24 protein-coding genes are annotated in these 26,730 nt (G+C 38.3%); 19 read left to right on the top strand and 5 right to left on the bottom strand.

The window, feature by feature from the left end; genetic code table 11:
• From IGI37_RS07410 to IGI37_RS07445, 8 genes are all read left to right on the top strand, one after another.
• Positions 1 to 624, top strand: coding sequence for an HAD-IA family hydrolase (locus IGI37_RS07410; protein ID WP_438760962.1), 624 nt, complete (start codon positions 1 to 3; stop codon positions 622 to 624).
• 139 nt (positions 625 to 763) lie between these two features.
• A complete protein-coding gene (locus IGI37_RS07415) occupies positions 764 to 1,153 on the top strand; it encodes a DUF1149 family protein (protein ID WP_438760963.1) in 390 nt (129 codons plus the stop codon).
• A gap of 320 nt (positions 1,154 to 1,473) precedes the next feature.
• Entirely contained in the window at positions 1,474 to 2,865 is a 1,392-nt protein-coding gene (locus IGI37_RS07420; RefSeq protein ID WP_438760964.1) for an L-cystine transporter, read from the top strand.
• A gap of 687 nt (positions 2,866 to 3,552) precedes the next feature.
• Positions 3,553 to 3,924 (top strand): VOC family protein, encoded by a 372-nt coding sequence (locus IGI37_RS07425; protein ID WP_438760965.1) that lies wholly within the window; start codon positions 3,553 to 3,555, stop codon positions 3,922 to 3,924.
• Between the two features lie 254 nt (positions 3,925 to 4,178).
• Positions 4,179 to 5,135 (top strand): oxygen-dependent tRNA uridine(34) hydroxylase TrhO, encoded by a 957-nt coding sequence (gene trhO / locus IGI37_RS07430; protein ID WP_438760966.1) that lies wholly within the window; start codon positions 4,179 to 4,181, stop codon positions 5,133 to 5,135.
• Positions 5,136 to 5,269: 134 nt separating this feature from the next.
• A complete protein-coding gene (locus IGI37_RS07435) occupies positions 5,270 to 6,007 on the top strand; it encodes a metallophosphoesterase (protein ID WP_438760967.1) in 738 nt (245 codons plus the stop codon).
• A 157-nt stretch (positions 6,008 to 6,164) separates the two neighbouring features.
• Positions 6,165 to 8,351: a Tex family protein gene (locus IGI37_RS07440; RefSeq protein ID WP_438760968.1), complete on the top strand. Its 2,187-nt coding sequence runs from the start codon at positions 6,165 to 6,167 to the stop codon at positions 8,349 to 8,351.
• On the top strand, positions 8,348 to 8,818 hold the full coding sequence (locus IGI37_RS07445) for a SprT family protein (RefSeq protein WP_438760969.1): 471 nt from the start codon (positions 8,348 to 8,350) through the stop codon (positions 8,816 to 8,818). Before IGI37_RS07440 ends, IGI37_RS07445 begins: the two co-directional genes overlap by 4 nt.
• 161 nt (positions 8,819 to 8,979) lie before the next feature.
• Here the strand turns inward: IGI37_RS07445 and IGI37_RS07450 are convergent, their stop codons facing one another.
• Complete coding sequence (locus IGI37_RS07450; RefSeq protein WP_438759476.1) at positions 8,980 to 10,308, bottom strand: ISL3 family transposase; 1,329 nt, start codon at positions 10,306 to 10,308, stop codon at positions 8,980 to 8,982.
• Between the two features lie 144 nt (positions 10,309 to 10,452).
• Between IGI37_RS07450 and IGI37_RS07455 the strand changes: the two genes are divergently transcribed.
• The 7 genes from IGI37_RS07455 (at position 10,453) to IGI37_RS07485 (ending at position 16,389) form a co-directional block, all read left to right on the top strand.
• A complete protein-coding gene (locus IGI37_RS07455) occupies positions 10,453 to 11,187 on the top strand; it encodes a YdcF family protein (protein WP_438760970.1) in 735 nt (244 codons plus the stop codon).
• Positions 11,188 to 11,371: 184 nt separating this feature from the next.
• A complete protein-coding gene (gene murC, locus IGI37_RS07460) occupies positions 11,372 to 12,706 on the top strand; it encodes a UDP-N-acetylmuramate--L-alanine ligase (RefSeq protein ID WP_438760971.1) in 1,335 nt (444 codons plus the stop codon).
• A 107-nt stretch (positions 12,707 to 12,813) separates the two neighbouring features.
• Positions 12,814 to 13,497 carry a helix-turn-helix domain-containing protein gene (locus tag IGI37_RS07465; RefSeq protein ID WP_438760972.1) on the top strand — a complete coding sequence of 228 codons (684 nt, stop codon included), beginning with the start codon at positions 12,814 to 12,816 and terminating at the stop codon, positions 13,495 to 13,497.
• The gene (locus IGI37_RS07470) at positions 13,488 to 13,817 is read left to right on the top strand and encodes an IS3 family transposase (RefSeq protein ID WP_438760973.1); all 330 of its coding nucleotides are present in this window, start codon (positions 13,488 to 13,490) and stop codon (positions 13,815 to 13,817) included. The genes IGI37_RS07465 and IGI37_RS07470 overlap by 10 nt, the downstream gene beginning before the upstream one ends.
• A 9-nt stretch (positions 13,818 to 13,826) precedes the next feature.
• Positions 13,827 to 14,396 carry an IS3 family transposase gene (locus IGI37_RS07475; protein ID WP_438763614.1) on the top strand — a complete coding sequence of 190 codons (570 nt, stop codon included), beginning with the start codon at positions 13,827 to 13,829 and terminating at the stop codon, positions 14,394 to 14,396.
• Between the two features lie 837 nt (positions 14,397 to 15,233).
• Positions 15,234 to 15,716, top strand: a complete 483-nt coding sequence (locus IGI37_RS07480; protein ID WP_438760974.1) for a MaoC family dehydratase — start codon at positions 15,234 to 15,236, stop codon at positions 15,714 to 15,716.
• On the top strand, positions 15,709 to 16,389 hold the full coding sequence (locus IGI37_RS07485; protein ID WP_438760975.1) for a Bax inhibitor-1/YccA family protein: 681 nt from the start codon (positions 15,709 to 15,711) through the stop codon (positions 16,387 to 16,389). Before IGI37_RS07480 ends, IGI37_RS07485 begins: the two co-directional genes overlap by 8 nt.
• 106 nt (positions 16,390 to 16,495) lie before the next feature.
• Here the strand turns inward: IGI37_RS07485 and IGI37_RS07490 are convergent, their stop codons facing one another.
• The 4 genes from IGI37_RS07490 to IGI37_RS07505 form a co-directional block, all read right to left on the bottom strand.
• A complete protein-coding gene (locus IGI37_RS07490) occupies positions 16,496 to 16,978 on the bottom strand; it encodes a hypothetical protein (protein WP_438760976.1) in 483 nt (160 codons plus the stop codon).
• 121 nt (positions 16,979 to 17,099) lie between these two features.
• Complete coding sequence (locus tag IGI37_RS07495; protein WP_438760977.1) at positions 17,100 to 18,251, bottom strand: pyridoxal phosphate-dependent aminotransferase; 1,152 nt, start codon at positions 18,249 to 18,251, stop codon at positions 17,100 to 17,102.
• A 9-nt stretch (positions 18,252 to 18,260) separates the two neighbouring features.
• Entirely contained in the window at positions 18,261 to 18,983 is a 723-nt protein-coding gene (locus IGI37_RS07500; RefSeq protein WP_438760978.1) for an amino acid ABC transporter ATP-binding protein, read from the bottom strand.
• Positions 18,976 to 20,487 (bottom strand): ABC transporter substrate-binding protein/permease, encoded by a 1,512-nt coding sequence (locus tag IGI37_RS07505; protein ID WP_438760979.1) that lies wholly within the window; start codon positions 20,485 to 20,487, stop codon positions 18,976 to 18,978. The genes IGI37_RS07500 and IGI37_RS07505 overlap by 8 nt, the downstream gene beginning before the upstream one ends.
• Before the next feature lie 184 nt (positions 20,488 to 20,671).
• On the opposite strand from IGI37_RS07505, the gene IGI37_RS07510 reads away from it, so the two are divergent.
• From IGI37_RS07510 to coaE, 4 genes are all read left to right on the top strand, one after another.
• Entirely contained in the window at positions 20,672 to 21,760 is a 1,089-nt protein-coding gene (locus IGI37_RS07510; protein ID WP_438760980.1) for an iron-containing alcohol dehydrogenase family protein, read from the top strand.
• 173 nt (positions 21,761 to 21,933) lie between these two features.
• A complete protein-coding gene (gene polA / locus IGI37_RS07515) occupies positions 21,934 to 24,579 on the top strand; it encodes a DNA polymerase I (RefSeq protein WP_438760981.1) in 2,646 nt (881 codons plus the stop codon).
• Between the two features lie 423 nt (positions 24,580 to 25,002).
• Positions 25,003 to 25,845, top strand: coding sequence for a DNA-formamidopyrimidine glycosylase (gene mutM, locus IGI37_RS07520; RefSeq protein WP_438760982.1), 843 nt, complete (start codon positions 25,003 to 25,005; stop codon positions 25,843 to 25,845).
• Entirely contained in the window at positions 25,842 to 26,450 is a 609-nt protein-coding gene (gene coaE / locus IGI37_RS07525; protein WP_438760983.1) for a dephospho-CoA kinase, read from the top strand. Before mutM ends, coaE begins: the two co-directional genes overlap by 4 nt.
• The last annotated feature ends 280 nt before the right edge of the window (positions 26,451 to 26,730 follow it).

Consider the following 26,730-nt stretch of genomic DNA (forward strand, 5'->3'; position numbering starts at 1 on the left):
GTGTTAAAGGCATTTATTTGGGATTTTGACGGAACATTGTATGATACTTATCCAGTAATGGTGGATGCAGTGGAACGAACCTTGTCAGATTACGGGTTTACAGCTGATAAGGAAATGATTTATAAAGTAATGAAACAACGCTCAACGAAAGAACTGCGGGAGAGATATTCGTTGACTGACGAACAATTTTCGCCGAAGTTTCATGAGTATGAAGCAGCGGACCAACGCGTATCTCCGCCTTTTGTGGAAACAAAAGAAGTCTTGGAAAGAATTGTCAAAAATGGCGGACAAAATTATATTTTAACGCATCGAGGAACGGCATCGACTTGGGACTTATTAAAACAAGATGGACTGGATACGTTGGTTGAAGAAGTAATCGGCCTAGATATGGATTTTCCACGAAAACCTGATCCGACTTCTTTAAACTTTCTGATAGAAAAATATGGGTTATCACGGGAAGAAACGATTATGGTTGGTGACCGAAAATTAGATATTGATGCGGGAATAAATGCCAAAATAGCGACCTGTTTATTTGATATTGACCACTTTTTAGGTGCAATTGAAGCGACTTATGTGGTTCATAATTTGAAAGATATTTTAGGATTGTCGCAAATGGACAAATAAATCCTGCTGGAACAACGAAGCTAGGTGGACGCTCCATCTAGTTTTTTTACGTAATCTTATTTTACAAAAGAAAATTCGGATAAAACCACTTGTTATTTTAAAAAATATGCTATAATTCTCAAGAAGGAGTGTGATTTTTGTGGAATTAAAAAGACACAAAGAAATCGTTGAAGCGTTTCACTTTGATAAACGAAATCCTGAAGTGGAAGTTGAGACAGAATTAAAGGTTGGTTTTGCCCCTTTAACATCAAGCGATTCTGATTATCCAAAAGAAAACAGCATCATTGGAGTCAGATTAGAATTTAAAATTGTATTTGAGGAGTTTATTCTTACAGGTGCAGTTAGTCAAGTGAATCATTTTATTAACCAAAAGATTGATAATCAAGAAGATTTAACACAAGAAGAAGCAGATGAATTGGTGGCTCCTTTGTTTGACATCGTTAAGCGTATGACTTATGAAATCACTGAGATTGCTTTGGATCAGCCTGGTGTTGAATTAAACTTTCAATCACAACAAAAACCAGAGTAGGTCTCTTAATTAGAGAGCATTTCCCTACATGATATGCTGAAATTAACTAGCTTAGCGTATGGATCATCACTGATCGATGCGCTAAGCTTTTCTTTACCCTTGAATTTGTGATAGCTTTAAACTATCACAGAGCGAACATCTATATGAGAAAAAGAAGCAAAATATTCCCTAAATTTACTTATTTAAAGTAAACTAGTACTATCATAAAGAATTCGAATGTACGGAATTTTTTAAGTGTACTGTTGAAGAATAGTCACTGAGGAACCTTTACTTCCTATGATGGACTTGTCATTCATAAAAATTTTAAAGGAGGAAATGAAATGACAACACTCATCACTGTTTTAGTGGTTCTGATTTTTGCAGTATTCATTTACGGCTTCTATCAGTTACAAAAACGTCATGCAAAATTCTCAACACGAGTTTTCTCTGCATTAGGCGTAGGTATTATTTTTGGATTGTTAATCCAACTAATTTTAGGAACAAAAAGTACGGCTACGGTCCAAGCAATGGAATGGATTGGTATTGTTGGGAATGGGTATGTTGCTTTCTTACAAATGCTGATTATGCCCTTGGTTTTTGTTTCAATCGTCGGAGCTTTTACAAAAATGAAGGTTTCAGAAAAATTAGGAAAGATTAGCGCATCTGTTTTGGCAACGTTACTCGGAACAACTGCTGTCGCTGCTTTAATCGGTATTGGAACGACCTTATTGTTCGGTTTGCAGGGAGCAACGTTTACTGAGGGAACAGCTGAAACGGCTCGAATTGCTGAATTAGCTACACGACAAGAAACGGTCGAAAACTTATCAATTCCGCAACAAATTCTGTCATTTATTCCCAAAAATGTATTTGCTGATTTTGCCGGTACGCGAGCAACCAGTACGATTGGTGTCGTGATATTCGCGGCTTTCGTTGGTGTCGCTTATCTTGGCATTAAACGAAAAGCACCAAAAGAAGCGGAATTTTTCGCTAATCTGATTGATAGTTTATACAAATTAACCATGAGAATCGTAACGCTTGTCTTGCGTTTAACGCCTTACGGGGTCTTAGCCTTAATGACCAATGTTATGGCTACAAGTGATTTTGCAGCGATTGTAAACCTTGGAAAATTCGTGCTTGCTTCATATACGGCATTAATTCTTGTCTTAATCGTTCATTCACTTGTTTTATTATCGGTCAGAGTCAGTCCCATCACGTATTTCAAAAAAGCTTTCCCCGTTTTGAGTTTTGCTTTCACTTCACGTTCAAGTGCTGGGGCATTACCTTTAAATATTGAAACACAAACAAAAGCTTTAGGAGTAGATGAAGCGACAGCAAACTTTGCTGGAAGCTTTGGCTTATCCATTGGGCAAAACGGTTGTGCGGGTGTTTATCCTGCGATGCTAGCCACTATTGTCGCACCAACAGTCGGCATTAACGTCTTTAGTTTAGAATTTATTTTAATGTTGGTCGCAGTCGTTACCATCAGCTCATTCGGTGTTGCAGGTGTCGGTGGTGGGGCAACATTTGCTTCACTTATCGTTCTAGGCTCGATGAATTTACCAGTAGCGATTGTCGGTTTAGTCATCTCTGTTGAACCACTTATTGATATGGCAAGAACTGCTGTCAATGTTAGTGACAGCATGTTAGCCGGTGTCGTTACAAGTAGTCACATCAAAGAACTCGATCGAGAAACACTCAATGACAGAAGTAAACTCATTGACGTTCAAGCATAAAAAATAAATAAAATAAGAAACAAAAAAATAATACAACTCTCGAATAAAGTCAAGGTCTAACCAACCTTGGCTTTGTTCTGTCAGTTCTACTTGTACAAGACCTTTTAGTTGCCAGTCCCACTTTTGTAGGAATATCTAGTGGGATGGTAAGCGCAGTGCGATAAGAGTGAAATGTTTCATTTCACTACCGTACCTCAGCACTAGCAAGAATGGTAGGCGTAGACCGATAGTTATGAAATGGAACATTTCATTCCCTTTAGTAGGTCCTAGCTGCCAATGTCGGTTATGCATAACCTTATTGACAGGATGGTAGGCGTGAGGCGATAAAGCAAAATGGCACATTTTGCCTCCTTACCTTAGCCTTAGCTGCCAGTTCTACTTGTACAAGACCTTTTAGTTGCCAGTCCCACTTTTGTAGGACCATCTAGTGAGATGGTAAGCGTAGACCGATAGTTATGAAATAGAACATTTCATTCCCTTTAGTAGGTCCTAGCTGCCAGTGTCGGTTATGCATAACCTTATTGATATGATGGTATGTGTGGTGCGATAAAGCAAAATGGCATATTTTGCCTCTTCCCTTTTATCCTGTTTTCTTTTGCATGAAGCTAGCTATGCTAGTCATCTTTTGGTACACTGAGCAATGAACGAATGGAATCATTGTTTAACTTTTTAATTAGGAGTGAAGGTATGTTTACAAATCAAATAAAAATTATGCTTTATGTCGATGATGTAGAAGGCTCGGCTGAATTTTGGAAATCTTTAGGCTTTTATGAGTTTGAAAGACAAGAAATGGAAGGCACCTTAATTGTTGAGATTGGCTTGTCGGAATCGGCTGAGAGTCGGTTTGTTCTATATGATAGAAAGTTTATCGAAACGCATTCTCCTGAGGTGGCTTTGAATTCACCATCTATCATGTTTGCTAGTGACGATATCGTCGCTTTGTATAAACGACTGCAAGAACAAGGAGTCGTAATGGGTGACTTAGTCAAGCTTGGTGAGGAAATGGTCTTTAACTTCTCTGATAACGATGGGAACTATTTTGCCGTTTCAGGAAAATAATCAAACAAATGTAGCTCTTCACAAATAATGGAATGAACAGATGTTTTTCTACAAATGAAAAACGTCTGTTCTTTATTTTGGTAACAGTGGGTTTTATTTGTTTGCTGGTTCAAAACAGGTTTGCTCTGAAGGATTAGTCCACCGAAACTAGCGATTAAGAAGTTTTTTGTACTGGAATACACAAGCTAATACATGGTTTTCTCAAAAGGACTTTCCTATAATTAAGGAGATATTGATTAAAGGAGAGAAAATTTATGGATTATCGAGTACTACTTTACTATAATTATACGACAATTGAGGACCCAGAAGCCTTTGCAAAAGAACACTTGGCGTTTTGTAAAAGCTTGGATTTGAAAGGTCGTATTCTTGTGGCAAACGAAGGGATTAACGGCACCTTATCTGGTACGATTGAACATACAGAAAAATATATGGAAATGATGCACAATGATCCCCGATTTTCTGATACCTACTTTAAAATGGATCAAAGCCACGGTCATGCGTTTAAGAAAATGTTTGTTCGACCACGACCTGAGCTTGTTTCTTTAAAATTGGAAGATGATATCGATCCTCATGAATTGACGGGCCAATACTTGGAGCCAGAAGCATTTAAAGAAGCGATTCTTGATGAGGATACAGTTGTCATCGATGCTAGAAATGATTATGAATATGATTTAGGACATTTCAGAGGAGCGGTGCGTCCGGATATTCGTAGCTTCCGAGAATTACCTCAGTGGATTCGTGACAACAAAGAACAGTTTATGGATAAACGAGTAGTTACTTACTGTACAGGAGGCATTCGTTGTGAAAAATTCTCTGGTTGGCTTGTTCGAGAAGGCTTTAAGGATGTTGCCCAACTTCATGGTGGAATTACAGCTTACGGAAAAGACCCCGCCACACAAGGTGAGCTTTGGGATGGAAAAATGTATGTTTTTGATGAACGAATCAGCGTAGAAATTAATTCCGTAGATAAACAAATCATCGGTCGTGATTGGTTTGATCAAACACCATGCGAACGCTACGTGAATTGTTCGAATCCAGAATGTAATCGCCAAATTCTATGTTCTGAAGAAAATGAAGCCAAACATTTAGGTGGTTGTTCTTACGAATGTAGTGCGCATCCGCATAATCGTTATACACAAGCTCACGGAATTTCTGAAGAAGAAAAACGGAGCCGTCTAAAAGCTTTAAAAGATACAGTAACTATGAAATAGAGAGCCGTATAACAAGGCTGGGCCAACTTAGGTTCAGCTTTTTTTGTCCTTTGCAGTCGTTCCTTTATCTGATGTTTTTTCTTGATTTCTTTAAAACAGTTGACGTATAGTGAAGAGGTAGGAGGGGAAGTTTTATGAAACCTTATGTCTATACCATTAGTGATATTCACGGTGAATATGACTTGTTTAAACATCTGATTGACTATTTTGATCCCGAACTTCATCAGCTTGTGTTAATTGGGGATTTAAATGACCGTGGCGTTCGTTCCAAAGATGCCATGTTAATGGGCATGCAGCTGGCCAAAGAGTATGGCGCGATTTATTTAAGAGGCAATCATGAGGAATATTTCCTTGAGTTTTTGGTTTCTCCAGAGGATTGGGCAACTGCTTATTTTCGAAATGGTGGTAAAGAAACGATTGATAGTTTTTTGCACCAAGGGGCGACAGAAGAATATTCCCCAACAGAGATTTCAATGATGATTCGCAGTCGGTATCGTGAGCTGATTGACTTTCTTGTCGAGCGACCGTTATATTTTGAATGGAAAAACTACCTCTTTGTTCACGCTGGCGTGGATTTGTCGAAAAAAGATTGGCACAACACGAGCCCGCATGATTTTTTATGGATTCGTGAGCCCTTTCATAAAGGGAAAAATAATACTGGAAAGACCATCGTTTTTGGTCATACAATCACCCCAATGCTCCATGGCGATATGCAGACAACCGATTTGTGGGTATCTGATCATAAAATAGGAATTGATGGGGGCGCTGTTTTTGGAGGTTCTGTTCACGGAGTCATTTTTGACGAACAAGGAATCGTTCAGGATATTGAATATCAAAATAGGAAGGGACCTTGGCAACCGACGTATAATTAAATCCTTCATGATAAAAAAGGGGCCATTGGAAAGCCGACTCTAAGAAGTAAGTCTTCGTGTGCGCTACAGGCCTTAGCGAAGGCTTACTTTTTCATCTGCATGGCAAAAAAATTTGTGGTAAAATAAGCAAGTATGTATTGTAAAGTGAGGGAAAATTATGGCAGAAAATTTAAATCAAGAAATTATTAAGCTTGTTCAAAATGAGCTTTCTGAATTTCGTCCAAAACAACTAACCACCGTTTTAACGTTATTAAGTGAAGGAAACACGGTTCCTTTTATCGCACGCTACCGTAAAGAAATGACGGATAGCTTAGATGAAGTCCAAATTCGACAAATTGAAGAGCGGTATGCTTATTTAGAAAATTTAGAAAAACGAAAAGAAGAAGTCCTTCGTTTGATTGATGAACAAGGAAAATTGACAGATGAATTGTCTGCAGCTATCACTAAATCAACCAAAATGCAACAAGTGGAGGATTTGTACCGACCTTACAAACAAAAGCGTCGAACAAAAGCAACCATTGCCAAAGAGAATGGTTTAGAACCATTTGCTTTGTGGTTACTTACTTTCCCTAAAGATGCAGATGTCTATGCCCAAGCACAAAACTATGTTAATGAAGAAAAAGAAGTCAATTCTGCTGAAGAAGTCCTTCAAGGGGCGCATGAAATTATAGCGGAACAAGTTAGCGATGAAGCGAAATTTAGAGCTTGGATTCGTTCTTTAACTTATAACAAAGGGCTTTACACTAGTACAGTCAAAGATAAAGAAAAAGATGAAAAATCCGTTTATGAGATGTATTACGAGTTTTCCGAGCCTATCCACAAAATGGTTTCCCACCGAATCCTGGCAACAAATAGAGGGGAAAAAGAAGACATCTTAAAAGTCTCCCTTTCTATTGAAGAAGACAAGGTTTTGACTTATCTAGATAGGCAATTGGTCAAAGATGCGACATCAAATGCTACTCCTTTTATTCGTGAAGCCTATCAGGATAGTTATAAACGATTTATTGGCCCTGCAATCGAGCGAGAGCTTCGTAATGAATTAACAGAGAAAGCCGATGAACAAGCGATTGCTATATTTGGTGAAAACTTACGAAATCTATTACTACAATCCCCTTTAAAAGGCAAAGTGGTGTTAGGATTTGACCCAGCTTATCGTACAGGCTGTAAACTAGCTATCGTCGATGAAACTGGAAAAGTTTTAGCGATTGAAGTAATTTATCCGCACAAACCAGCTTCAGGTGAAAAACGAGCTGCGGCTGCACCTGCATTTCGTAGACTAATCGAAACCTATAAAGTCGAAATGGTCGCAATTGGTAACGGAACAGCTAGCCGAGAGTCAGAATTATTTGTGGCAGAACAATTAAAACAAGTCACCCAAGAAGCCTTTTATGTCATTGTTAACGAAGCAGGGGCATCTGTTTATTCTGCTAGTGACATTGCTCGAACCGAATTTCCACATCTTCAAGTAGAAGAAAGAAGTGCGGTAAGTATCGCACGTCGTCTACAAGATCCATTAGCCGAGCTTGTAAAAATTGATCCAAAAGCAGTCGGTGTTGGTCAATATCAACATGACGTTTCTCAAAAACGTTTAGCTGAACAATTAGACTTTGTGGTTGAAACAGCGGTTAACCAAGTTGGTGTAAATGCCAATACAGCTAGCCCACAATTGTTGCAACATGTTTCAGGATTAAACAAGACTACTGCCCAAAATATTGTGACGTATCGAGAAGAAAACGGCGCCTTTACCGCTCGAAATCAATTAAAGAAAGTCCCTCGCTTAGGACCAAAAGCTTACGAACAAGCGATTGGTTTCTTACGAATTCCAGATGGCAAAAATATTTTGGATAACACAGGAATTCATCCAGAAAGTTATGCAATTGCTAAAGAAATTTTGACTCTAGCCAATTTAAAAGAAAAAGAGTTGGGCACGGATGAAGCAAAAGAAAGCTTACTGAAACTAAACACTTCAAAAATTGCAGAACAATTGGCGGTTGGAAAAGAAACATTAACGGATATTATCTCAGGTTTAGTTCAGCCTGGACGAGATATGCGTGATGAAATGGCCGCACCACTATTAAGAAAAGATGTTCTTTCAATGGAGGATTTGAAACCTGGTATGGAATTAGAAGGGACGGTCAGAAACGTCATTGATTTTGGCGCCTTTGTTGATATAGGAGTCAAACAAGATGGTTTAGTCCATATTTCCAAACTTAGCGCTAAGTATGTTAAGCATCCGACAGACGTCGTAGCAGTTGGCGATGTTGTAACGGTTTGGGTTGAGCAGGTGGACAGTAACAAAGGTCGAATTAGTTTGACCATGTTGTCTCCTTATAAAGAGCAATGACCCAACAGGAATTACAACAGTTAGTTGAAGAGGTTTCGCGTACCTATTTTAAGAAACCTTTTCGACACATTGCGACCTTTAACCGAAGACTAAAAACAACGGGTGGACGTTATCATCTGCACGATCACTCGCTTGATTTTAATCCACGTGTGCTAGAGTTGTATGGGAAAAAGGAACTAATCGCGGTCATCAAACATGAACTATGCCACTATCATTTACATTTGGAAGGCAGAGGCTATCAGCATAAAGACCCTGATTTCAAAAAACTTTTAAAAGACACTGGCAGTTCACGATATGCGCCACCTTTAACGGATGTTCTTTATCAAGTCTATGAATGCCAAAGTTGCGGAACACAGATTAAACGTCGTAAAAAAATCAATACACGTAAGTTTGGTTGTGGTAGATGTCGAGGGAAGCTGAAATGGATTGCCGAACAGTCCTTAGCCCTTCAAAAAGTGGTTGATTGAAAAAGTTTTTATAAAGACCGAAAGAATCGTCATATATAATAGGAAGCATTCTGTCATTTGAGGATGTTTCCTTTTGAGTTTAAAGGGCACTTTGTCAAATGGTGTTGTTTTAAAAATAAGTCACAGAATTGAGAACACTTTTGGTGTTCTCTTTTTGTTTTTTAAATGAGTTCACAGAGACCTTGTTGGACTAGAATCCGCAGGCGTAGATGGCGAAATGTTCGGAATCCAAAGGCAATACGTTTGATTACTTTGATTAGGTTGTTTTTTCCTTCTAGTTTCCCGTTAGAATAGCTGTACATCAAGGCATTACAAATGGCTTTTCGATGCTTTCGCAGGTAGAGAATGGCTTTCTTGAATCCTTTATTCAATTGCGCAGGAAGTTGGTCGATACAAGTAAAGAAGCCCTCATAATCCTTAGTTTCAAAGGTTTCTAAGAGTTCTTGATAAATTTCATAGCTTTCTCTGAGGTCAGAATCCACGGTTAGGAGATGGTCCAAAACCTCTGATTCTGTTACATATCTCTTTTGAAAGAGGGGAAACTGCTTGAGCGCACTGTAGTTGATATTTTTATGTTTCTTTAAAAGAGTCCGCCAATATTTTTTTAACTTGCGATAGTCCTTTTGGGCAAGGGCATCACTTTTTTTTAGTTGATTCATTGTTTGAATTCGTTGTTTATTAAAAGCTCTACTCAGTTGTTGAATCACATGAAATCGATCAATCGAAATTTTGGCGTAAGGAAATACATCTTTTACAAAGCTACTATAAGAAGCATTCATGTCCATGACAATATGGGTGACTTTCTTTCGTGCCTTTAGCGTAAAACGCTGAAAATACGCACGTAGCTTGAAGTTTCTTCGGTCGCTTAAAATGTCAAAAATTTGTCCTGTATCTGCGTCACTGACAATAAAACACATGGCTCCTTCACAATCTTTCGTTCCTTTAAACTCGTCAATCAATAAATGAGCTGGCAAGTAATGAGGGTTAAAACGGGGTTCTCTATGAAAAGAGTCTAGAACTCGTTCAACCGTTTTAAAAGAGACAAAATAGCGTTCGCCAATATCTTTCATTGAAATTTTCCGCTTCAAATCAATGGCAATAGCGAATTTCAATGGGTTCGAAATGTAACAATTTTCCTGAACATAGGTCGTCTGGGCAGAAAAAGTGGCGGTACATTGTTTACAACGGAAGCGCTGCTTAAATAACCGTAAGTAGGTAGGAACCTCTTGATACGGAATGAGCTGAATAAGACTCTCATAATACGCATGACGAATAATACAGTGTCCTTCATTGACAGAGCCGCAAGCAGGGCAACAAGAAGGTGTATAAGTAAGTACACCGGTAAAGACGTTGGATAGCTTGCCGGAGATCGTTTCTTTAGATAAGGGGTCCTCTACAAAGTAAAGGTTTGGATCTTTTATATTTAATAATTTTTTTATCAATTCACTTGTCTTTTCCTGTTTTTTTCTGTTAATCTTAGTTATAGGCATTTGGTTTCTCCTTCTATATTTTGTTTAGGCGACTTAATTATAGAGGAACCAAATGCTTTTTGTTATAAAAAAATTTGGAGTTCCTACTCATTTTTTGAGTAACAACACCAAATATTATAGAGCCGTTTAAAGGAGGGATTTCCTATGAATGAAAAAGAGAAGTGGAACTATCTGTTACGATACTTAGCTGAAAAACAAGAACCTTCATCTGAAGCTGAAATCCTGATTTTAGCTGGCAATTGTCTACCTTATTTGACGCAAGAAGCTGGTCGACTACTCACCTTAGGGAAAGTTCAAACGATTCTTTTATCTGGTGGAGTCGGACACGCAACTGAAAAACTGCGTAATAACTATCGCCACCTAGGCTATCAGTTTTCTAAAAGACTGAGTGAAGCTGAGATGAATGCTGTTTACTTACAAGATAATTTTGCGATTAGTGATGCACAGTTACTTCTTGAAACGACCTCGACAAATTGTGGAGAGAATGCACGTTTCACTTTTCAGATGCTTCAAGAAACTCAGCCAACACGCGTTTTTCTTATGAATGATCCCATTCTCCAACGCCGAACTCGTGCAACCTTCGAGAAGGAGTGGCAAGAAACAGCCACTGAGTTTGAAAATTATGTCCCTCTTGTACCGATCGTTACCCAGGTTTCCCCACTTCTCTTTGAACAAAAGGAGTTAAGACACAGCTGGTCAGTGCACTATTTCAAAGCACTTGTTTTAGGTGAACTTTCTAGAATGCAAGATACAACGGAAGGTTATGGGTCAAAAGGTAAAAATTTTATGAACGACATTAGAATGCCCAAAGCGGTCCAATCTATTTTTAAAGATTTGATCAATAATGAAAATCCAGACGTCTTCTTTAGAAAAAAATAGTGTTATTTACATACGCTAAAACAGCTTGTTTCCTGTTTAATTTTAGAGAATCTTAAAAATTAAAATAAGAAGTCGATGATTTATGATTGAAATTTTTTTCATTTTATATGATAATGGTGAGCATGTAATAACAACTAAAATTCAAAAAACAGACGTTTTATATAATAAGAGAAGAGGATTTCTAATGAAAAATCAAGACAAGTTGTATCATTTTGTAGGTATTAAGGGTTCTGGTATGAGCTCACTTGCACTTGTATTATTCGAAAAAGGGTATCAGGTTCAAGGATCTGACGTGACCGAATACTTTTTCACACAAAGAGATTTAGAAAAAGCGCAGATTACGATTCTGCCTTTCGATGCAGATAATATTAAAGAAGGCATGGTTGTGATTGCCGGTAATGCCTTTCCTGACACACACGAAGAATTAATTCGTGCGAAAGAAATGGGTCTTGATGTGATTCGTTATCACGATTTTATTGGGCAGTTCATTCAATCATATACCAGTATAGCGGTGACTGGCTCTCATGGGAAAACGAGTACAACCGGACTTTTATCTCACGTGTTGAGTGGTATAAGACCAACTAGCTATCTAATTGGTGATGGCACAGGTCACGGTGACCCCAATGCTGAGTTTTTCTCATTTGAAGCATGTGAATATCGTCGTCATTTCTTAGCTTATTCACCAGACTATGCGATTATGACAAACATTGACTTTGACCATCCTGATTATTACGAAAGTATTGATGATGTCTTTTCAGCATTCCAAACGATGGCAGCTCAAGTCAAAAAAGGTATTTTTGCATTTGGCGATGATCCTTACCTTCGTAAATTAGAGGCAGATGTGCCAATTTACTATTACGGCGTCAATGAAAATGATGATATTCAAGCACGAAACATCGAAAGAACAACAACTGGTTCAGCATTCGATGTCTACCATAAAGAAGACTTTGTCGGTCATTTTGTGTTGCCAGCTTATGGTCAGCATAATATTATGAACGCGTTAGGTGTAATTGCGGTCGCTTATTTTGAAAAACTAGATATGGCTGAAGTTGCCAAAGAAATGTTGAGCTTCTCTGGTGTGAAACGCCGCTTTACAGAGAAAAAAGTTGCAGATATGACTGTGGTTGATGACTATGCACATCATCCAGCAGAAATCAAAGCAACAATCGATGGCGCACGTCAAAAATATCCTGACAAAAAAATAATTGCTGTTTTCCAACCGCATACCTTTACACGGACCATTGCGTTGATGGATGAATTTGCTGAAGCATTAGATTTGGCAGACCATGTCTATTTATGTGATATTTTTGGATCAGCTCGTGAAGTAAAAGGGGATGTCAAAATTGAAGACCTTGGCGAAAAAATCCAAAAGGGTGGCCAGGTCATCAAAGAAGATAACGTTTCTCCGCTACTAAACTATGAAAATGCTGTAATGATTTTTATGGGTGCTGGCGATGTTCAAAAGTTTGAACAGGCGTATGAAAAATTATTGAGTAATACAACAAGAAACGTTCTATAAGAGTTTTGGCTAAAAATCTAGAATAAATAAAGAGGCTGGGATATAATGATATGCTACCCCTATACAGGACACTGAAACATAACAAGTCCAGTATGGGGGCATTTATTATGACTAAAAGAGTGATGAAGCTAAAAGTAGAAGAGCGTGTGAAACTAGTAGAAAGCTGTCTAAACAATGAACTAAGTCTTTCAGAGGCAGCGAGAGAAGGAAATGTTTCTTTGCCAACCATTGTCAGATGGTTGAGACTTTATGAAAATGATGGAGTAACAGCCCTATTGACTGCGCCCAAGAATAGGCACTATTCAGTAGAGTTAAAATTATCCGCCACCATAGATTATCTCAATGGAAAAGGAAGTTACGAGGAATTAGCCAAAACATACAAACTTAGAAGTAGTAGCCAACTAAAAAAATGGGTAAAGGTGTATAATACTCATGGAACCTTCAAATCAGAAAGTGGTGGAAGTTACATGAGAAAAGCAAGAGAAACCTCGACAGAAGAACGTTTAACCATCGTCTTAGACTGTCTAACACAAAACAAAAATTATGGTGCAATGGCTTTGAAATACCAAGTTTCTTATCAACAAGTGAGAAATTGGGTCAAAAGATATGAGGAGAAAGGTGCTGCTGGATTAGAAGATCGCAGAGGTCGCCGGATTGGCACACAACCTAGTCGAACACCGGAAGAAGAATTACGAAACCGTCTCGCACAATCAGAAAGTAAAAACCGACAACTTCAAATGGAAAATGACTTGTTAAAAAAAGTAAGGGAGTTAGAAAGGAAGTGGGAATAAGCTTTACCCGACACTTATTTGAGTATGAAGCTATCAAAAGCTTACACGAAGAGAAACATTATCCAATTCAGCCAATGTGTCATTTCTTGCATGTTTCTCGTTCTTCTTATTATGAGTGGCTGAAGCATCCAATCAGTCCAGGGGAATTTCTAAACACCGAGCTCACGCAAGAAATAAGGAAAACATATGACAAGCATCCAGATATGGGCTATCGCAGAATTGCCGATGAAGTGAATACACTGTACCATCACAAATTTAATGACAAACGTTTCTTACGCCTCTGTCGAACGTTAGGCATTCAATCGACTATCAAACATTAGGCAAATAGTATAACTCGAAGAAGTAAACATCCTTACCATATGGCAAAAAACTATTTGAATCGTAACTTTCATTCGGACAGGCCAAATGAAAAATGGTTGACTGATGTTTCTGAATTTAAGTATTACGTTGGTATGGACATACAAAAAGTCTATCTTAGCGCTATTCTTGATTTGTATGATCGCCGCATCGTCTCCTTCGTGATTAGTGACCGAAACGATAATCCATTGGTTATAAACACATTTGATCAGGCAGTTAAGCTAGAGTCAAATGTACACCCCTTGATGCATAGTGATCGAGGATTTCAATATACAAGCAGACAGTTCTGTAATCGATTAAAAAATGCGGAAATGAAACAGAGTATGTCTCGGGTAGCCCATTGTATTGATAATGGACCAATGGAAGGATTCTGGGGCATGATGAAACGAGAAACGTATTACGGGCGGAAGTTCACCAACCGTGAAAGCCTAGTATCTATGATTTCTGATTATATAGATTACTACAACAACAGAAGATTACAGCGTAAATTATCTGTTATGACACCAATGGCTTATCATCAACACTATCTGGAGGTGGCTTAATCATCCTGGTCGTCTCATAAGCGAAATGGGCTTCGTTTCACTTGTGAGACGGACAGGCAAGTTAACCGGTAGCGCGACTAGTCTTAGAAATAGAAATCAAAAAAGTCTGCCAAAAAAATGACAGACAATTGATAAAAATTTTATTATTTTTCACTGTCCACTTGACGGGGAGCACACCATAACTCTACAAGCTATGTCCCAACCTCTTTTTATCCGAATAAATGGTGGGTACAGAAGCAACTCCATCTGCACGTTGTTCCGCTCTCAACAACTTCTATGCATGAGACATGCTAGAGTTGAAGGTCTGCACTGCGCAAAAAGACTCCGATCTCATCAATCTCTAAAGGTGGAACACCTTAAGAATTGAAGGACGTTGTTCCGCTCTCAACAACTTCTATGCATGAGACATGCTAGAGTTGAAGGTCTGCACTGCGCAAAAAGACTCCGATCTCATCAATCTCTAAAGGTGAAACACCTTAAGAATTGAAGGACGTTGTTCCGCTCTCAACAACTTCTACGCATGAGACATGCTAGAGTTGAAGGTTCTTATTGCTGTAAAACACAACGAAGCATGAGTTGATGTTGCACAGTACCTAATCGGTGCTGTAAAACACACCGAAGTATGAGTTGATGTTGCACAGTACCTACCCGATTCTCGGAGTTAAACACTTCTGTCCCAACCTTCTTTTTCTATGACACTCAAATTTTTACGATTTGAGTAAGACAAAACGAACTATTTGATGGGTGTTTTCGACTTATTCAGTTTCCAAACTTGCCTTTTTAGCGGTTTTTGGTACAATTGTCTTTGTAAAGGTATAAAAAATGGAGGGTTCTAATTTGAACATAGGTAAGCCGAGAAAAGTTGGCAAATCAATTGATGAGATAGAGGAAGGCGATTCGTTATCCTTAACCGAATCAATTGAAGATCATCAGCTGTTGCTGTATTTAGGATTAACAAACGATGCGAATCCCTTATACATTCAACATGATTATGCAAGAGAAACAGAGTATGAACAGCCTATCGTACCGTCTGTGATGCTTATGGGAATTATCACAAGTGCGATTTCAAAACATCTGCCAGGACCTGGCTCACATGTGGTTAATTTTTCAGTGAATTTTATTGAACCAATTTATCACTATGAGACACTAACTTTCCAATTTGAAGTCATCAAAGTGGATAAGATGAAAGATGTTGTGACTCTGTCTGTCGAGGCAGAGAATACCGAGAATCATCGCGTTTTAGATGCAGTCGTTATGGTTCAGCCACCAAGTATGGTTGAAGCTGAGCTGGCAGAAACAAAGGAGGATTCACATGAATAATCAATCAGTACAAGTCCAAGGATTGAATAAATTTTATTCAAAAATATATGCATTTTTAGCAATGGGGGTTGGAATTAGCGCGCTTATTTCTTATCTTTCATTGACCGTCTTTAGGCCACAGGTAGCTGGCTTTATTAATGGCTTTCCATTAGGTTTTATGGGTCTTTGGATTGTTGAAATTGCCTTAGTTTTCGTTTTGGGAATGAAGGCGCAAAAAAATCCAAGCCTAGCAATTGGTGGCTTCATTGCCTACTCAGTTATTAATGGGTTAACATTGGCTGTCACTTTAGAAATGTATACTCCAGGTAAAATCACAGCAGCCTTTATTACTTCTGCAGGAATGTTTTTAGGTATGTCAGCCGTGGGAATGTTTACAAAGAAGGATTTAAGTGGCATCGGTAGAGCCGGTTATAGTGCTTTAATCGGGATTATTTTGGCGATTCTATTAAATTCATTGATGTTACACAGCCAACCAGTTGATTATTTTATCTCTATTCTTATGGTAATTATTTTTGCCGGGATTACAGCTTATGATAATCAAAATATCAGAACTATTTATAACCAAACAAATGGTCAAGCAAATAATGGGGTAGCTGTCTTCATGGCTTTGCAGCTATATCTTGATTTCATTAACTTGTTCTTAGCATTTTTAAGAATTTTTGGTCGTGACTAAATCGTAAATTTTTAAAAGCTATGGTTTTGGATTGCTCGTCTAAGCAGTCATAACCATAGCTTTTTTCTATTCACTTACAAAGGAGGCATGAACAGCCACTCCTAGATTATTTAGTTTTAAATGTTAGACTTTTTTCTATGTAGGTATCAGATTGTTCTGGTGTCTGTTCAGAAAGGCTCTCATCGCTAAAATACAGCTTATAAGTTAGTCGGTAGGTAGAGGCTGTTCTCAGGTTTTCTAGTACAATAGGAAGAGAGACAACGGCCTGAGCAGGAATATCAAATCGCATAAAAAGAGCTGCTTTACTTTTTACTTCTTGGGAAAGTTCAAACGAATCCTTCCAGCCATCCTCTGTCAGAATTTCTTCACGAATCTCATTTAAATCGATAAAAAAAGATTGCTCACTAGTATTTCTGAACTCAGCTAGGCGTTCCTTGGAATTTTTTTCTAATAGGCTAATTTCTACCTCATGATTGTTCTCAGCTAACATAGAAAATGAAGTAGTTGTGTCTTTTGTTGCCTCATTTTTCGTGGTTGCGCAGCCGCTTAGGGACAGAAAAAACAGACAGAATAGAATAATTTTTTTCACACGTAATCCTCCATATTCAATCAATTTGAATCTCTTGACTTCGTCATATAACAAGCGATATTTAAATTTCCATAAGAAGAAGCCTATCTATCCTATCATTTGGGATAGATGAGCTTCTCTATCAAAATTGTAATTTTTCTATTCGGTCAAAGGCTTCTTTTAACACGTCAATATTTTGTGTGGCAGCAAGACGGATATAGTTATCTCCTGTCGTTTCACCAAACGCTTTGCCTGGAATCATCAAGACATTCGTTTCTTCCAGAACTTTTTCAACGAAGCTGACTGAATCAAGATTCGTTTTTTCAATATTAATAAACGCGTACATGCTTCCTTTGATTGGGTGTAATGAAAGAAAGTCAATGGCTTCCACTCGTTTACCTACATACTCAAGACGTTCTTTAAAGACCGCGACAACAGGTGGAACAAGCGTGTCGTAATGAGTCAGGCCATAAATGCCTGCTTGTTGCGAAATCGTTGGGGCAGAGTAGGTTAAACTTTCATTAATCAGCTTAGCGATATCATTAATATAGTCAGGCGCAATCATGTAGCCAATTCGCCAACCAGTCATCGCGAAGGCTTTAGAAAAGCTACTGAAGGTAATGGTATTTTCAGGTGCAAAGGTTGCCATGGGAACAAAATCTTCATAAAAACTAAAGGCTTCATAGACTTCATCTGATAAAATATAAAAATTGTTTTCAATCGCTAACTCAGCAATCGCTTTGAAGGTTTCAGCAGAAAAGACCGCCCCAGTTGGATTATTGGGCGAGTTGATGATAATCGCCTTTGTTTTATCTGTAATTGCGGCTTTCAGCACATCCAAATTAATTTGGAAGTCATCTTCTTCATACGTTGGAATGAAGACAGGGGTCCCACCTGCAAAAAGAACTTGATCTTTGTAAGGAGAGAAGTAGGGTTCATGAATAATCACTTCATCACCTGGATCTAAAAGGACTTGTAAGGCAAGATACATTCCGTGTAACGCGCCGACTGTTGCTCGGACTTGATTTGGCTTAAAGGATAAGTTATATTTCTTTTGATAAAAATCAACGACTGTTTGTATAAATGTCTGACTTCCATCAGACGCTGTATAATGAGTGAAGCCGTTTTTGGCATCTTCAAACGCTTGATTGATGATTGTTTCATCAGTAATTAAATCGGGGTCCCCAATCGATAAATCTAACAAATCGGGTAGGGCTTTTGCTTTTGTCGCAATCTCCATCAGAAGATTTTCAGCTGGTTGTTGGTGTCGTTTGGCAATTGAAAATTTATTCATCATAACCTCCTATAAAACCTTTCTTAAGAAATCCTGAGTCCGTGGATTGGTTGGATTACCAAAAATCTCTTCAGGCGTTCCTTCTTCTTGAATAATTCCTGCATCCATAAAAATGACACGGTCAGCAACTTCACGCGCAAAGCCCATCTCATGCGTAACAACGACCATCGTCATCCCATTTTCCGCAAGAGATTGCATAACAGCAAGAACTTCGCCAACCATCTCAGGATCGAGCGCCGAGGTGGGTTCATCGAATAACATAACATCTGGATTCATCGCTAAAGCTCGAGCAATCGCCACCCGTTGTTGTTGGCCACCCGATAGTTTGGCAGGATAGCTATCCGCTTTATCTCTTAAGCCAACCTGATCAAGTAGAGCGAGTGCTTTTTCTGTTGCCTGTTCAGGACTTTCTTTTTTCACTTTAATCGGGCTGATTGTTAAATTTTGTAAAACGGATTTGTGAGGGAAAAGGTTAAAGTTTTGGAAAACCATGCCCATTTTTTGACGAAGTTTGTCAATATCATTTCCCTTGGCCACAATATTTTGTCCTTCAAATTCAATCACACCATCTGTTGGTTGTTCTAATAGGTTTAAGCAGCGTAAAAAGGTACTTTTCCCACTACCAGAAGGGCCGATGATAACGACCACTTCGCCTGATTTTATTTCTAAATCGATTCCTTTTAAAACTTCATTTTTTCCAAATGTTTTATGCAAATTTTTAATATTAATCACTAGTACTCATTCTCCTTTCAGCAGCACCTAATAGACGTGAAATCGTAAAGGTCAACACAAAATAGATTAACGATACGACTAAGTACGGTAAGAACGGTTTAAAGCTGGCACCTTGAATATTACCTGCTTGGAAAATTAATTCTGAAACGCCGATAACTGAAACAACAGATGATTCTTTGATAACCGTCACAAATTCGTTTCCTAGGGCTGGTAAGATATTTTTAATCGCTTGCGGTAAAATAATAAAACGCATCGATTGTCCTTGACTCATCCCTAATGAACGAGCGGCTTCTAATTGTCCTTTATTTACAGCGTTGATTCCTGCACGGATAATTTCTGCAACATAGGCGCCGCTGTTTAAGGCTAACGCAATACAACCAGCTGCTACTTTGGATAGATCAAAGGCAATTGAGCCTATACCAATCGATTCTGTAAAAACGGAAATTCCTTGGAATAAAATAGGGGTTCCAAAGTAAACGATGAATATTTGAACTAAGAGCGGTGTTCCTCGGACATATTCAATATATATGACAGCTAGCGCACGAAGAATTTTTGATTTTGCTAGCTTCATTAGAGCCAGAACGCCACCAAGAATAGCACCAAACAACACACCAATGAAAGCTAAGAAGACGGTGTAACCCGCACCACTAACATAAAATTTGCCATACTTTTGTAAGAAACCTTGATCTTCTGTAAACATCAGCTTAGCTGCTTCTTTTTGATAACCTTCTAACAAGTTATTATCGTTGACTGTTTTAATTGAAGCATTAACTTTTTCTGTTAACACTGGTGCATCTTTTGAAATAGCAACCGCTGTTTCTTTGGCACCATTTTCAAATGAAACATCTGCAAAGACTAAGCTTTTGTCTCTTTCAATGTAGGCATCGGCAACCGGACCTTCAAGAATCGCTGCATCGACTTTTTTATTCGTTAAGTTCATGATGACATCAGGAATTTTTTGAAGAGACGTTGGAACAGATCCAACTAACTCAGTGTTAGCTAACACTTCTTGTGTCGTTTGTTTTTGAACGGCAACTTTTACACCCTCAAAATCATTGACTGACTTAAATTTATCTTTATCTTCTTTACGAACAATTACGCGTTGTTGAACGACTAAGTATGAGTCTGAGAAATTCACTTCTTGTAAACGTTCGGGTGTGGGTGCCATACCAGAAATAATCAAATCGATTTTCCCAGTTTTTAATGCACCCAATAAAGCATCAAAGCCTAATTCTTCAATTTTTAATTTCACGCCAAGGTCATCAGCGATTTTTTGAGCGATGGAGACATCGAATCCGACAACGGTATCTTTTCCATCAACATCTGCATGAAACTCATAAGGTGCATAATCGGCAGAAAGTCCGACAATCAGTTCACCACGTTTGAGGACCTCCTCATAAATCGGATCTTTTTCTTCTGCATACGCAGATACAGTAGGAAGTAGGGTGGATAATGTAATGAATAATGAGAAAATTAGAGCAAAAATCTTGATGGGTTTCTTCATTTAATAACTCTCCTTTTGGTTATTTTTCTAATAAATATTCTAAAACTATGAATAAATGTATAAAAATTTATTGTTTTTAGATGTGAGTTATCATATCATAGATTAAGTAGAAGGAAAAGAGCTTTTCACAAACAAATCTGAAAAATTTTTATCCAACAGAATTGACTCAAGGGAGCGAGAAAAAATGGGACAATCACTAATCGTTAGAGGAGCACCACAAGAGTATGAATGTAAGGAACAGGCTTGGCAAGAATTGGAAAAGCATTTAAGTAGAAGAAACTTGAAAAAAGTCATGGTTCTCCATGGCAAAAATTCTTGGGAAGCGGCTAAATCTTACTTTCCAGAATTACCAAATACAAGGACACACTTTGTCTATTATGGTGGCAAATGTACGAACGAAAAAAAACAAGAATTAGCACAAATGATTCACAAAGAGGGCTTAGAAGCAATTGTTGCAGTAGGTGGAGGCAAGGTAGCTGACTTAGGAAAGGCGGCTGCCTATGTTACCGGGATCCCTGTATTAATTTTGCCAACTTTAGCGGCAACTTGTGCCGCCTACACTCCTCTCAGTGTGATGTATCATGAAGATGGCTCGATGGCAAGCTACGATGTCTTTCCTGTCAGTAATGCCTTAGTTTTGATTGAACCCGAAGTTCTTTTGCACTCACCTAAGGATCTGATGATTGCTGGAATCGGAGACACCTTAGCAAAGTGGTACGAAGCCGATGCCATGATTTCTCAAATAACGGTCCAACCAATCGAAATTCAAGTCGCCGAATTCGCTGCAAAAAAATGTCGTGATGTTCTTTTAACTGACAGCAGTAAGGCACTGAAAGCAATGGATGATAAGAAAATAAATCAAGCCTTTTTAAACGTCATCGAAACTAATATTCTAGTGGGCGGCATGGTCGGTGGGTTTGGTGATGACTATGGCAGAACAGCTGGGGCACACTCCATTCACGATGCTTTGACGTTGTTGCCTGAAAGCCATTCGCATCTACACGGAAATAAAGTCGCTTATGGTGTATTTGTTCAACTAGTTATTGAACAAAAGTTTGAAGAAATTGACTTTCTTCTGCCATTTTATCATGAACTGGGTTTACCAACTTGCTTACAAGAGATGAATATACAGCTAAGTGAGGCTGATTATGATAAAGTTGCTACTCGCGCCGTAAGAGAAGATGAAACGATTCACTTTATGAAAGAAACGATTACAGCAGATATTGTGAAGAAAGCGATGATGGATTTGGAAAGCTATATTGCGAACAAGTAATTGAATCAATGACTATGCATCAGTGAGCGTGGGACCATAACTCAAAAAGTTATGTCCCATGCTCTTTTCTATTCTAAGAAAAGCTAGATTCAGTTTTTCTTTTCGCAATCACTGGTAATATTTGTTAAAATAGATAAGTACTTAATTGAGTAAGGAAACGAGGAGTCGTAACTATGACAAAAAATAAATTATTATTGGTTGATGGAAATAGCGTGGCTTTCCGTGCTTTTTTTGCCCTCCACAATTCATTGGAGCGTTTCAAAAATAAGAACGGATTGCATACGAATGCGATTTACGCATTTAATAATATGTTTGAAAATGTAATGGAGAAAGAACAGCCGACTCATGTGTTAGTTGCTTTTGATGCAGGCAAGACAACCTTTAGAACAGAAATCTATTCCGAATATAAAGCTGGTCGCTCAAAGACTCCTGGCGAATTTAAAGAACAAATGCCTTACATTCGTGAGTTATTAACAGGTTTAGGGGTAAAATACTATGAGTTAGATAATTACGAAGCAGATGATATTATTGGAACTTTATCTGTCCTTGCGCCAAAAGATGAATTCGATGTGGTCGTTTTATCTGGAGACCGAGATTTAACACAGTTAACGACAGATTCTGTAAAAGTCGATATCACCGTTAAAGGGGTTAGTGATTTAGAAACCTATACACCTAGTTATGTAGCCGAAAAATACGATGGACTTGAACCAAAACAGATTATCGATATGAAAGGCTTGGCTGGCGATACTTCGGATAATATTCCTGGTGTGACAAAGATTGGTGAAAAAACTGCGATTAAACTGTTAAAGGAATACGGTTCTGTCGAAGGGGTTTATGAAAATATTGATCAACTAAAAGCTAGTAAGATGAAAGAAAATTTGATTAACGATAAGGAGCAAGCCTTTTTATCAAAACAACTTGCAACGATTAATACACAAGCACCAATCGAACTTTCAATCGACTCACTAAAATACGAAGGAAAAGATTTGGACAAGCTTGTGCCGTTCTACAAAGAAATGGACTTCAAACAGTTTTTAGCCAAATTGAATGTTCAAGAAGAAGCCGTTGAAATGCAAGAAATCAATTTTGACGTCGTTAATGAATATACCGCAGAGATGTTTACAACGGATATGTCCTTGTATGTAGAAATGCTTGGTGACAACTACCATCAAGAAGATATCGTCGGTGTTGCCTGGGGAACTAAGAAAAAAGCTTATGTCACTAATGATTTGGCGATTTTTGAGAATCCTCATTTTAAAGCATGGTTGGAAGATGCGACTATGTTAAAAAAAGTCTATGATGCCAAACGAACATTTGTTGCGTTAAACCGTTATATCACACGCACACAAGGGCTTGATTTTGACGTGCTTTTAGCAGCTTACTTATTAGACACCAATGACAATAACAATGATATTGAAGGGGTCGCTCAACACTATGGCTACACCGAGATTCGTTCAGACGAAGCGGTCTATGGCAAAGGAGCCAAACGCGGACTCCCAGAAGATGAAGAAGAATTTTTTGCTCATTTAGCTCGAAAGGTTAGCGCAATTGAAGTCTTATCAGAAAAACTGAATAAAGACTTAGAAGAAAAAAATCAGGCGGACCTATTTTATAAAATGGAATTGCCATTATCGATGATCTTAGCAGATATGGAAATTACGGGAATCACAGTAGACGCGTCTCGTTTACACACGATGAAAGGCGAATTTGCAACGAAGCTTAAGGAAATCGAAACAAAAATTTACGAAGAAGCTGGCGAAGAATTTAATCTAAATTCACCGAAACAATTAGGCGTCATTTTGTTTGAAAAGATGGGGCTTCCAGTGATTAAAAAGACCAAAACAGGTTACTCAACGGCAGTCGATGTGCTGGAACAATTGCGAGAACAAGCCCCGATTGTTGATGATATTTTGGTCTATCGCCAAATTTCGAAAATCCAATCGACCTATGTGGAAGGTTTGCTAAAAGTCATTCAATCAGATAATAAGGTACACACGCGTTATGTTCAAACGTTAACACAAACAGGTCGCTTAAGCTCAGTAGATCCGAATTTACAAAATATTCCGATCCGTTTAGAAGAAGGCCGAAAAATTCGCCAAGCATTTGTGCCTAGAGAAACCAACTGGGTGATGTATTCCTCTGATTACTCACAGATTGAGTTACGTGTGTTAGCACATATTTCAGACGACGAACATTTAAAAGAAGCCTTTATTGAAGGCCAAGATATTCATTCAAGCACTGCGATGCGTGTTTTTGGCATAGAAAAAGCAGAAGATGTGACACCAAACATGCGTAGACAAGCAAAAGCGGTGAATTTCGGGATTGTTTATGGGATTTCTGACTATGGACTTTCTCAAAATCTAGGGATTACTCGAAAAGAAGCCCAACAATATATTGACACGTATTTTGAAAAGTATCCTGGGGTTAAAAAATATATGGAAGATATCGTGATTGATGCTAAAGAAAAAGGCTATGTTGAGACGCTGTATAATCGTCGGAGATATTTACCAGATATTCATTCTCGTAACTTTAATATTCGTTCATTTGCTGAGCGGACGGCGATTAATACGCCGATTCAAGGAAGTGCAGCGGATATTTTAAAGATTGCGATGATTGATTTAGCCAAACGTTTAAAAGAAGAAAAATTAGAAGCAACTATGCTTTTACAAGTTCATGATGAGTTAGTCTTTGAGGTTCCTGAACAGGAATTAGAAACTCTGGATAAGTTAGTCAAGGAAGTTATGGAAAATGCGGTAGCCTTACATGTGCCGCTAGTAACCGATAGTAGCTGGGGTAAAACTTGGTATGAAGCAAAATAAGTTGTTGTCGTTTTCTTGAAATTTAAATCGAGCGTTCTGGGATTGTTCATTCAAAAATGTGCGCAAACGAGAACTAGAGTCTTGAGGTTGGAACAGAAGTGTTTAACTCCGAGAAATAAGAGGGAATCCACGAAAATGACAAGAAACACGAAAGACTTTCTTTCGATGTTGATTGATTCCTACGTGGTGCTCTTCAAATTTTTGTGAATTTCAGCTTATTTCCGAACCTTCAAATCTAGCATGTCTCATGCATAGAAGTTGTTGAGAGCGGAACAACGTGAAGATGGAGTTGCTTCTGTGCCCACCGTTTATTCGGGAAATAGGAGCATGGGCATAACTTTTTAAGTTATGTCCCATGCTCATCCTCGTTTTATACAATAACATATTAAATAACTAAACATTATCCTTGTGAGGTGGGAAAGTATGCCAGAATTACCAGAAGTAGAAACTGTCCGAAAAGGTTTGGAACGACTTGTTGTCGGTAAAACCATTGAACAGGTTACTGTACGATGGCCACGAATTATTGAACAGCCTGAAGCTGATTTATTTGCAACTGAATTGACTGGAGAGACAATCGAAGCGGTCCATCGTCGTGGAAAATACTTGCTGATTCAGCTAACGCACTGGGAGCTAGTCTCTCATTTACGGATGGAAGGCAAGTACGAATTTTATGCTGAAGATGCGCAGGAAAATAAGCATACCCATGTCATTTTTCATTTTACAGATGGTAGCGAACTACACTACAATGACGTCAGAAAGTTTGGGCGGATGGCGCTTATCCCTAAAGGAACCAGTGGAAGTTACAAATCATTGGTGACGCTTGGGCCAGAACCGCTTCCTGAAGTATTTCTGCTAGCTGAATTTGAAAAAGGCCTAAAAAAATCACATAAAGCGATTAAGCCCCTGTTATTGGACCAAAAATTGGTGACTGGACTGGGAAATATTTACGTGGATGAGGCGTTGTGGCAAGCGAAGATTCATCCGGAACAGCCTGCAGATACATTAACTAAAAAAGAAGTCGCGACTTTGCGATTAGCGATTATTGACGTTCTAAAAAAAGCAGTAGAAGCTGGAGGCACCACGATTCGCAGTTATCTAAATGCTTTGGGCGAAGCGGGTAAATTTCAAGTTGCTCTAGAAGCCTATGGGCAAACAGGGGTGCCCTGTTCAAGATGTGGGACAGCCATTGTGAAAACAAAAGTCGCGCAAAGAGGCACCCATTTTTGTCCGAACTGTCAGAAGTTGAGAGCGAGGAACGTACGATGAGTTTTATCTTAGGTATTACTGGGGGAATCGCGACAGGCAAGAGTAGTGTGGTTGCTATTTTTGAAAAATTAGGTTATCCAATTGTTGATGCAGATAAAGTTGCTCGTTTAGTTGTAGAGCCAAATACACCAGGCTTAGCCGCGATTGTTATTGAATTTGGAGAAGATATTTTGACATCTGAGGGACAGCTAGATCGTAAAAAATTAGGTGCACTCGTTTTTCAGTCAGACGAGAAACGACAAACTCTAAATCGGCTATTGAACCCCTTTATCCGAACAGAAATTCTTGCTCAAATTGAAGCAAAAAAAAGACTTTCCTCCTTAGTCATTGTTGATATTCCCTTATTATACGAAGGTTATTATGATGTCTATATGACTCAGGTTGCTGTCGTTTACATTCCCGAGTCACTGCAATTAATACGCTTGATGAAGCGTGATCATCTAACTGAGTATGAAGCAAATAAACGCATCAAAAGTCAAATGAGTATAGAGGAGAAAAAGCAACGAGCAGATATTATTTTTGACAATCAGGGTACTTTTGAGGAAACGGAACAGCAAATTTTAGAATGGCTTAAAGCATATAAAAAAAATAAACGTTTTTGTTAGATACTCTAATTAAGAATTGTTTTCTTTTAGCCTCTAGTGAAAAAAATTCAAGATTTAAACTTTAGCGATTCAATCAAATTCTTGATTATAACAAGGATTATAGAACTCAATTGATTCTGGAAATTACGTTAATGAAACTACTTTATTCAGTTTTTCACGAACAAGTCAAAATAGTATAGACATTTGACAAAATAATATCCTTTTTCCTTACTATTCTATGATAATATCTCACCTAAAGGGAGAAAAATTTCAATACTTGCCGGATTGTGCACAGTTGAAT

This window comes from Enterococcus sp. AZ194 (genome assembly GCF_051713825.1).
Classification (GTDB): domain Bacteria; phylum Bacillota; class Bacilli; order Lactobacillales; family Enterococcaceae; genus Enterococcus_K.

Bases quoted from the DNA above. Each gene is read 5' to 3' on its own strand.
- IGI37_RS07420 (WP_438760964.1), top strand. From the start codon at position 1,474: ATGACAACACTCATCACTGTTTTAGTGGTTCTGATTTTTGCAGTATTC.
- IGI37_RS07425 (WP_438760965.1), top strand. From the start codon at position 3,553: ATGTTTACAAATCAAATAAAAATTATGCTTTATGTCGATGATGTAGAA.
- trhO (WP_438760966.1), top strand. From the start codon at position 4,179: ATGGATTATCGAGTACTACTTTACTATAATTATACGACAATTGAGGAC.
- IGI37_RS07435 (WP_438760967.1), top strand. From the start codon at position 5,270: ATGAAACCTTATGTCTATACCATTAGTGATATTCACGGTGAATATGAC.
- IGI37_RS07440 (WP_438760968.1), top strand. From the start codon at position 6,165: ATGGCAGAAAATTTAAATCAAGAAATTATTAAGCTTGTTCAAAATGAG.
- IGI37_RS07445 (WP_438760969.1), top strand. From the start codon at position 8,348: ATGACCCAACAGGAATTACAACAGTTAGTTGAAGAGGTTTCGCGTACC.
- IGI37_RS07450 (WP_438759476.1), bottom strand. From the start codon at position 10,308: ATGCCTATAACTAAGATTAACAGAAAAAAACAGGAAAAGACAAGTGAA.
- IGI37_RS07455 (WP_438760970.1), top strand. From the start codon at position 10,453: ATGAATGAAAAAGAGAAGTGGAACTATCTGTTACGATACTTAGCTGAA.
- murC (WP_438760971.1), top strand. From the start codon at position 11,372: ATGAAAAATCAAGACAAGTTGTATCATTTTGTAGGTATTAAGGGTTCT.
- IGI37_RS07465 (WP_438760972.1), top strand. From the start codon at position 12,814: ATGACTAAAAGAGTGATGAAGCTAAAAGTAGAAGAGCGTGTGAAACTA.
- IGI37_RS07485 (WP_438760975.1), top strand. From the start codon at position 15,709: ATGAATAATCAATCAGTACAAGTCCAAGGATTGAATAAATTTTATTCA.
- IGI37_RS07495 (WP_438760977.1), bottom strand. From the start codon at position 18,251: ATGAATAAATTTTCAATTGCCAAACGACACCAACAACCAGCTGAAAAT.
- IGI37_RS07505 (WP_438760979.1), bottom strand. From the start codon at position 20,487: ATGAAGAAACCCATCAAGATTTTTGCTCTAATTTTCTCATTATTCATT.
- IGI37_RS07510 (WP_438760980.1), top strand. From the start codon at position 20,672: ATGGGACAATCACTAATCGTTAGAGGAGCACCACAAGAGTATGAATGT.
- polA (WP_438760981.1), top strand. From the start codon at position 21,934: ATGACAAAAAATAAATTATTATTGGTTGATGGAAATAGCGTGGCTTTC.
- mutM (WP_438760982.1), top strand. From the start codon at position 25,003: ATGCCAGAATTACCAGAAGTAGAAACTGTCCGAAAAGGTTTGGAACGA.
- coaE (WP_438760983.1), top strand. From the start codon at position 25,842: ATGAGTTTTATCTTAGGTATTACTGGGGGAATCGCGACAGGCAAGAGT.